Raw genomic sequence first — 7,198 nt, forward strand, 5'->3', positions numbered from 1 at the left:
CAGCTTTCTCAAGCCAAAACACCTCCACTATGTCTAAAAAACGCCAGCAACTGATTGATGTCGCCCTGGACCTGTTTATGCGTGAAGGCTTCCACGCCACCGGCATCGACCGCATCGCCGAGGTATCCAGCATCTCCAAAACCACCATGTACCGTCACTTTCCTACCAAGGATTTGCTGATTCGGGATGCATTGCAGGCATTCAGTGAACAGGTACAAGCCAGCTGGATGATTGAACCGGACAGAACACCAGACTACTCGCTCATATTGGAGCGCTTTGACCAACTGGCCGACCTGATCACAAACAACCAATTTACCGGCTGTGTGTTCCTCAACGCGACCGGCGAATACCCAGACGAAAACAACCCGATCCATCAGGTTGCCATCGCACACAAAGCGGCATCACTTGCAGAGACTCAACGGCGCCTGCAACTATGCGAAATTAATGCGGCCCACGCCCTGATGTTCGAACTTATTTATGAGGGTCTGGTTGCCCGACTTCAGGTACGGCAGGACCTAAATTTGATCGACGAAACCAAACGGCTTGTCGAGTCGATTCTGCACTCTAATTAACCGGAGTTTTCAAACGGATACGGATATTTATGTATGTTCTTGATCACATACTTGGATATTGATCCCTACTCCTGCTAGATTGGTATGACGTTGTCGCGAACTCAGGGGAAGAGTTCTGTTGAATCAATAAGTAATGATTGAGCCCGGCATCCATTGCTGCATGAAATACCGCAGCACAGAATGCCAAAACAGCGACCGGGAAATGTCGACAAACGCAACAACGACCAAACATCGAAGGTACGGACACCTATATCGAATTCACGAGCCTGGAATGATCGACGATACACGCGCCAGAAAATTGAGAAGAGTGCGACTTTTCACAGGTAACATTTGATGATTGATACCCAGCAGTGTCTGTCCCGATATCCCATCGAATCGATAGACTTAGACAAATGGCAGGGAACCGTTGACCTGATGTCCCAGCTGTATAACGCAGCCTGCGGCACTATCGTCCAGCTCCGTCAGGACGAGTTCAACGCAGTTGTAGCCAGTGCCAACGAAGACAACTTCTTAGAACGTGACAGCTCCTGGCCTTGGGAGATGCGTAGCTTCTGTCGCAAGATCATGGAAACCGGCAAAGGTCTCTACGTTAACGACGCCATCAACGATGATGATTGGAAAACCGTAGAGCCGGTTTGTGATGGCCCGGTGCGTTCCTACCTTGGCCTGCCATTGTTGTGGCCAGATGGCACCCTCTTCGGCACCATCTGTGTTATCGACACCAAGAGCACCGATTACCAACCGTTACAGATTGAGCTGCTTGAGCAACTGCGTGACCTAATCAATGCCGATCTGAAAATGGCGTTCGCCTACGACAAGATCAAAACCCTCGCCCTGACTGATGAGCTGACCGGTGTATGCAATCGTCGCGGCCTACAGATTTTGGGCGATCAACTGGTTAAAGATGCCAAACGCTTCGACCTGAACTTCGGCTTCGTATATCTCGATATCGATAACATGAAGAAGCTGAACGACACCCATGGTCATAACGCCGGTGACGACTGCATCATCGCGCTGGCTGAAGCTCTGAAATATGCCTGCCGTGAAAACGATATCATCGCGCGAATCGGTGGCGACGAGTTTGTTGTACTGCTCACCTGTGCAGATGACAAAGTGGAACTCGTATGTGATCGGATCGAAACCGAGTACAACCGCATCCGCGGTGACAATGAACTGCTCGCCGACAACCCGATCAGCTACGGTTATGTCTACCGCTCCGGCCTGCACCCGATCTCACTTGATCAGATGATCGAAGAGGCGGACAAGCTGATGTACAAAAAGAAACACGGCCGCAAGGTAGGCGAATTCGAAGAGCCATTCATCGAATAGCGTTGTTGCCCGGTTGGAATCAGCCGGGCAACAGTAAACTCAGTGTTAGTGGCAAAGTGAAGAACGCGAGCACCGTCTGCACGGTAATGATCGACGCCATCGCCTGGTAGTTCCCGCCCAACTGCCGTGCCAACACATAAGCAGATGGCGCAGTTGGTACCGCCATAAAGATCACCACCACAATCGCAGTTAAGCCTTCCAATCCAAACCACTGCCCCACAAACAACGCTGCTAACGGCTTGGCAATAAACTGAATTGCCGAGGTTACCGCGATCATATCCATACTGCTGCGCACATTACCCAGGCGCAGTGCAGCACCTACTGACAGCAACGCCATCGGCAATGCGGTTTTACCTAACATCAGCAGCATATTATCGAGCGCGGGTGCCAGACCGATCCCGGTCAGGTTCAGCATCAGCCCCAGGAAACAGCCGATGATCAGTGGGTTGGTCACTAACTGATACGGTAGCTTTCGCCAACCACCATTGTCTGGATTGGTTACCGAGAACGCAGACACACTCAGGATATTGACCGATACAACAATAACTACCGTGGCTAACGCACCTACCATCAGGCCTTCCGCGCCGAACAGGTTGTCCACCAGCGCCAGTGCAATAAAGCTGTTAAAGCGCACCGCCCCCTGGAACATGGAGGTAAACGAAGGCAGATCCACCGGCCGGATAAACCACTGCCAAACGATGATCAGCACACTACAGAGCAACAGCACCGACACCAGCGTCACCAAAACCTCGCCCCATGCCAGATCGGATAACGGTTTGTTTGCCAGTGAGACCACCAGCAACGCCGGTGCAAAGAGGTAATAGGTGAGCTTTTCGATACCGGCCCAAACGGACTCACCCACCCCAAAGCGGTGACGGGCGAGATAGCCGATCAGTACGGTAAGAATGATAGGAATCAGCGCTTCGATGGCGACAGGCATGATGCTCCCCTAAGGAAAATGAACTACAACTGCCGCCAAGCTTACGCCCAATCAAAAACGATAAAAATTTATATTTTTTACGATTTTTGTTTAAATATTTTTATGTATTAGAGAGCAATATATTCGTCGATCACCGCCTGAACCAATGCCTTGCGGCTATGTTCACGGCGCTGGTACACACCTACGTTTCGATGAATCACCGGATCCCCAAACGGCACCAGGGAAAACGTCTGACGCAGGTATTCTGCCTTGCGCTTGCCCAACGCCATTACGGTCACGCCCAGTTTCTGCTCTACCATCATCAGTGCAGCCTGTAGAGAATCCAGCTCCATCATCTCATCCGGCGTAATGCCCCGACGGCGCAATTCGTTATCGATCATCGTGCCTGCCCAGGCGCGGGGATCAAGACGGATAAAGGGATAGGTACGAATCATCTCAGCATCCGATTGCACCGGCAGGTTTTTATGCGCCACCACATAAAACGGTTCACACTCCAGAGTGCTCCAGTCATACCGCTCGGCAATCTTACGCTGTGGTTCCGTGATCAAGACGGCATCCAGCTCACCGCTCTCCACACGCTCTGCCAGATCGATCGACATTCCACGCATCACCTTGATCTTAAGTTGCGGGTAACGATCCCGAAGCCGCGCCAGCACCGGCCCCAGCGCACCGGTTTGTACACTGAATACCGCACCGATCAGCAGCTCGCCCTTACACTGGCCTTCATGCCCAAGGCCATTACCCAGCTGATCATACATATCCAGAATTTGCTCACCACGCTCCAAAACCAAGCGACCATCATGGTTGAGTACTTGGTTACGCCCCACCCGATCAAAAAGCGTGACGCCCAATTGCTCTTCTAACTGACGGATCTGGATACTCACCGCCGCCTGAGTCAGGCCAAGCTTATCCCCGGCAGCGGCAAAGCTGCCTTGCTGAACAATGGCACGGAGGGTTCGGAGGGCTTTGATCGACACGTGAAATCCCTAAAAGCTGATCAATAGATTCAGACCAATCTAGCACAGTATCGGGGATAACATCTGTAGCAGGGCGACATCTACAGAGTTTCGAACAGTCGCAGTCGGAGACTGTTGCTCCAAGGATGTTGGCGAAGCAATCAGTAAGCGTGTAGGTTAGCCATCGCAACGCGATGCCTAACATGTTGGGCACCGCTTCGCGGTGACCAACCTACGATAGTATTTATCTTGTGTAGCAGCGGTCTCCGACCGCGACATACCGCCAAGGTAAAAAGGTCGCCCTCAGAGAGGGCTGCTACAGAGACATTGCAAACTTAGCCAAAGGATCAAACCCACCCATACGATTCCATCGAAATCACGCCATGCTGAACTCCCCCATCCAACACAGACAACCGATCAGACTCATCAGTCGCCCCCATCGCAATCAACAGAGGCAAATAATGCTCAGCAGATGGATGCGCCCGCGCAAAATCATCGCTCAGCAGGTGTGGTGCACTTAACGCCTGTACCTCACGGGCTTCGACCTGTTCCCGCACCCAGCGGGTAAATCGCCCGACGTAGTCAGCTGGTTTTGCTTCCAAATGCTGAATCTCATAGAGGTTATGGGTCAAACTACCGGAGGCGATCACAGCAATCCCCTGTTCCCGCAAACCTTTCAGCGTTTCACCCAATCGAACCAATTCATCAGGATCCATGTTCGCATCCAGCGAGAGCTGCAGAACCGGAAGCTTCTCGTCTGGCAGCAGATGGATCATCGGTACCCAGGCACCATGATCACGTCCACGCGAATGATTGAGAGAAGCGTCGAATCCACATTCAACCAGTACCGATTGAACAGTCTCTGCCACAGAACCTGATCCCGGCGCATCGTACTGTAGCTGATACAACTCACGCGGAAAACCGCCAAAATCATGGATGATTTCCAGCGAATCAGCCGCGGTGATCTCCAATCCCCGCGTCATCCAGTGAGGCGATATAATCAGCACGGCCTCAACATCTACGAAATGCGCGCTGAACTCTCGCATCAGCTCACCCGGTTTGCCAGGCTCGACCGCAAACATTGGCGAGCCATGACCAATAAACATCACCGGTGCACGTGTGCTCATACATCCTCCTTAAACCATTTAAACCAAGGCAGTTCCGGCCCTTCCGGCACAATCCCGTTTGGGTTAAGCGCCTGAATGGAATAGTAACCCGCCTTGATATGATCAACCTTGGTGTTGTCCCTAAACGCTGGGATCTGCAGTAATTGGTCCAGATAGGCCGACAATGCAGGATAATCGGTAATACGCTTCTTGTTGGTCTTAAACAGGCCGTAGTAAGCCACATCAAAACGCACCAGGGTCACAAACAAACGGATATCACTCTCCGTCAGCTGATCACCCACTGCATATTCATTCTTGCTGAAGTGTGCTTCCAACCAATCCAGGGTCTCAAATACATCGTTATAAGCTTCCTGATACGCCAATGCACTCGTCGCAAAACCGGCACGATACACACCGTTATTCAGGCTGTGGTAGATCCGCTCGTTAAACTCATCGATTTCAATCAGAAACGGATCGGGACTTAAGTTCAGATCTTCTTTGTGCAGCGGTTTAAGATCTTCATTAAAGATCGTCAGAATATCGGCAGATTCGTTGTTAATGATCCGCTCTTCCAGGCGATCCCAAAGCACCGGCACGGTAGCACGACCGGTGTATTGCGAGTCAGTTTGGGTATACAGCTCGTGCATGTACTGTACCGGCACATCCGATTCAGGGGTGGAACCAGGATAATCGCCAAACTTCCAGCCATAGTCGCTGAGCTGCGGTTCAACCACTTTCACTTCGATGTGGGATTCCAATCCAAACAGAGAACGGGCAATCAGTGTGCGTGTTGCCCACGGGCATATATACGCCACATACAGCTGGTAACGAGGCTCTTTGTATTCTCCTGCGATCATCGCCTCCACAACATCTGCCGGAATGCGTTCACGGAATGCGCTGCTCTGGCGAATAAAGCGCCCCTGCTTATCCTGCTTCTGAACCGGGTCCCAGCGTTTCTCCCAGATACCGTTCACCAACATGGTCTGCTCCTTCTACTCTCTGTCTTTCACTATAAAAAATGCCCGCCGCAGGCTACTGAGCGGCGGGCAAATGGGGTTTGTGTCGTTAAGCAGTCTGAGCCGCGGTTCCATCAGACTTGGAGCGTTTCAAGGCAAAGGCACCATCACCCAACAGGAACTGCGCTACGGATGCTGCGATCAGGAATGCAGGGTACTCCCAGCCACCACCTTGGTTGCTGAACAACCAGCCGCTTGCGCCGTGCACCAGCACGATGGAACCAAACAGTACCGGAATCAGTGCAGCTGCAATCCAACGGCTGAAGATACCCAGGATAAGGGCGATACCTGCACCAATCTCGACCGCCATGGTCAGTGGACCAAAGAATGCTGGCAGGCCAAGGGAAACGAAGAAACCTGAAGTGCCTTCCGGGGTGAAAACGATCAGTTTCAGCAGACCGTGTGCCAGATACATGATGCCCAGTGACAGGCGAAGTACAGTTGCTGCGTATTGTGCGTTGGTGTTCATGGTTACTCTCCTCGTGGAATTCGGTAGTGAATGTCTTTGTTGAGAAGAATTTTTGACCAAACCAACAATCTAAACAATAATCAAAATAATTAAGTGATTATTTAGAATTATTTAACAATATGGATAAACTCAACCTGATGACCTCCTTCATCGCTGTTGCCGAAGAAGGAACCTACACCGCCGCCGGCAAGCGACTCGGTAAAACCACACCACTGATCAGTACCCATATCTCTCAACTGGAAGAGCTGCTGGATGTGCGCCTGATCACCCGATCCACCCGCAGCATGCAGCTCACACCCACCGGGCAGAGCTACTACGAAGAAGCAAAAAAAGTACTGGATGACATCGCCACGCTGGAAGCACGCGTGCGTAAGGAGAACCAAAACCTGGTCGGACGGTTGCGCATCTCCGCCCCCGTCACCTTCGGTGAGCAGGTCCTGATGCCGTTTATCGCAAAGATGGTTGAGGCGAATCCGCAGCTCAACGTCGAGTTGATGTTTAATGACAGATACGTTGATATCGTCGCGGAAGGCTTTGATACCGCAATCCGTATCGGACAGCTGGAGGACTCCGCCCTGATCGCACGGCGTATTGGTTCTATCCGGATGTTACTGTGCGCCTCGCCCACTTTTATCGAGCGCTACGGCATGCCGGAATCACCCACTGACCTTAACCCATATTTTTCATGAAGGTATATACGAAAACGGCTGAAAGCCCTATGGTTATTGGTGTCTATACAATTCCCACAAGCCATCAGCCGTTTACAAAATGGTACCACATACTTTTCAATTTTCATCCCTTTCCCGCCGT

At 51.6% G+C, this 7,198-nt stretch carries 8 protein-coding genes; 3 read left to right on the forward strand and 5 right to left on the reverse strand.

The genetic code is table 11. The annotated features are described in order from the left end of the window. Both ACEQ15_RS17820 and ACEQ15_RS17825 read left to right on the forward strand, forming a co-directional pair. Positions 1–572, forward strand: a 572-nt coding sequence (locus tag ACEQ15_RS17820) for a TetR family transcriptional regulator (protein ID WP_370280607.1), incomplete at its 5' end; no start/stop codon positions are given. 333 nt (positions 573–905) lie between these two features. Next, positions 906–1,901 carry a diguanylate cyclase gene (locus ACEQ15_RS17825; protein WP_370280608.1) on the forward strand — a complete coding sequence of 332 codons (996 nt, stop codon included), beginning with the start codon at positions 906–908 and terminating at the stop codon, positions 1,899–1,901. A 19-nt stretch (positions 1,902–1,920) separates the two neighbouring features. On the opposite strand, the gene ACEQ15_RS17830 is transcribed toward ACEQ15_RS17825, so the two are convergent. The 5 genes from ACEQ15_RS17830 to ACEQ15_RS17850 form a co-directional block, all read right to left on the reverse strand. After that, positions 1,921–2,841 (reverse strand): AEC family transporter, encoded by a 921-nt coding sequence (locus ACEQ15_RS17830; RefSeq protein WP_370280609.1) that lies wholly within the window; start codon positions 2,839–2,841, stop codon positions 1,921–1,923. Between the two features lie 107 nt (positions 2,842–2,948). Beyond that, complete coding sequence (locus ACEQ15_RS17835) at positions 2,949–3,818, reverse strand: LysR family transcriptional regulator (RefSeq protein ID WP_370280610.1); 870 nt, start codon at positions 3,816–3,818, stop codon at positions 2,949–2,951. Positions 3,819–4,144: 326 nt separating this feature from the next. Beyond that, the gene (locus tag ACEQ15_RS17840) at positions 4,145–4,924 is read right to left on the reverse strand and encodes a dioxygenase (protein ID WP_370280611.1); all 780 of its coding nucleotides are present in this window, start codon (positions 4,922–4,924) and stop codon (positions 4,145–4,147) included. Then, entirely contained in the window at positions 4,921–5,883 is a 963-nt protein-coding gene (locus ACEQ15_RS17845) for a glutathione S-transferase family protein (RefSeq protein ID WP_370280612.1), read from the reverse strand. The genes ACEQ15_RS17840 and ACEQ15_RS17845 overlap by 4 nt, the downstream gene beginning before the upstream one ends. Before the next feature lie 85 nt (positions 5,884–5,968). Beyond that, positions 5,969–6,388, reverse strand: a complete 420-nt coding sequence (locus ACEQ15_RS17850; protein ID WP_370280613.1) for a DoxX family protein — start codon at positions 6,386–6,388, stop codon at positions 5,969–5,971. Positions 6,389–6,507: 119 nt separating this feature from the next. Here ACEQ15_RS17850 and ACEQ15_RS17855 point away from each other — a divergent pair, with 119 nt between their 5' ends. After that, complete coding sequence (locus ACEQ15_RS17855; RefSeq protein ID WP_370280614.1) at positions 6,508–7,077, forward strand: LysR family transcriptional regulator; 570 nt, start codon at positions 6,508–6,510, stop codon at positions 7,075–7,077. Positions 7,078–7,198: the final 121 nt, after the last annotated feature.

Source organism: Pontibacterium sp., from assembly GCF_964228735.1.
Lineage (GTDB): Bacteria > Pseudomonadota > Gammaproteobacteria > Pseudomonadales > Balneatricaceae > Pontibacterium.

Coding starts and splice junctions, on each gene's coding strand:
- ACEQ15_RS17825 (WP_370280608.1), top strand. CDS start 906: ATGATTGATACCCAGCAGTGTCTGTCCCGATATCCCATCGAATCGATA.
- ACEQ15_RS17830 (WP_370280609.1), bottom strand. CDS start 2,841: ATGCCTGTCGCCATCGAAGCGCTGATTCCTATCATTCTTACCGTACTG.
- ACEQ15_RS17840 (WP_370280611.1), bottom strand. CDS start 4,924: ATGAGCACACGTGCACCGGTGATGTTTATTGGTCATGGCTCGCCAATG.
- ACEQ15_RS17845 (WP_370280612.1), bottom strand. CDS start 5,883: ATGTTGGTGAACGGTATCTGGGAGAAACGCTGGGACCCGGTTCAGAAG.
- ACEQ15_RS17850 (WP_370280613.1), bottom strand. CDS start 6,388: ATGAACACCAACGCACAATACGCAGCAACTGTACTTCGCCTGTCACTG.
- ACEQ15_RS17855 (WP_370280614.1), top strand. CDS start 6,508: ATGGATAAACTCAACCTGATGACCTCCTTCATCGCTGTTGCCGAAGAA.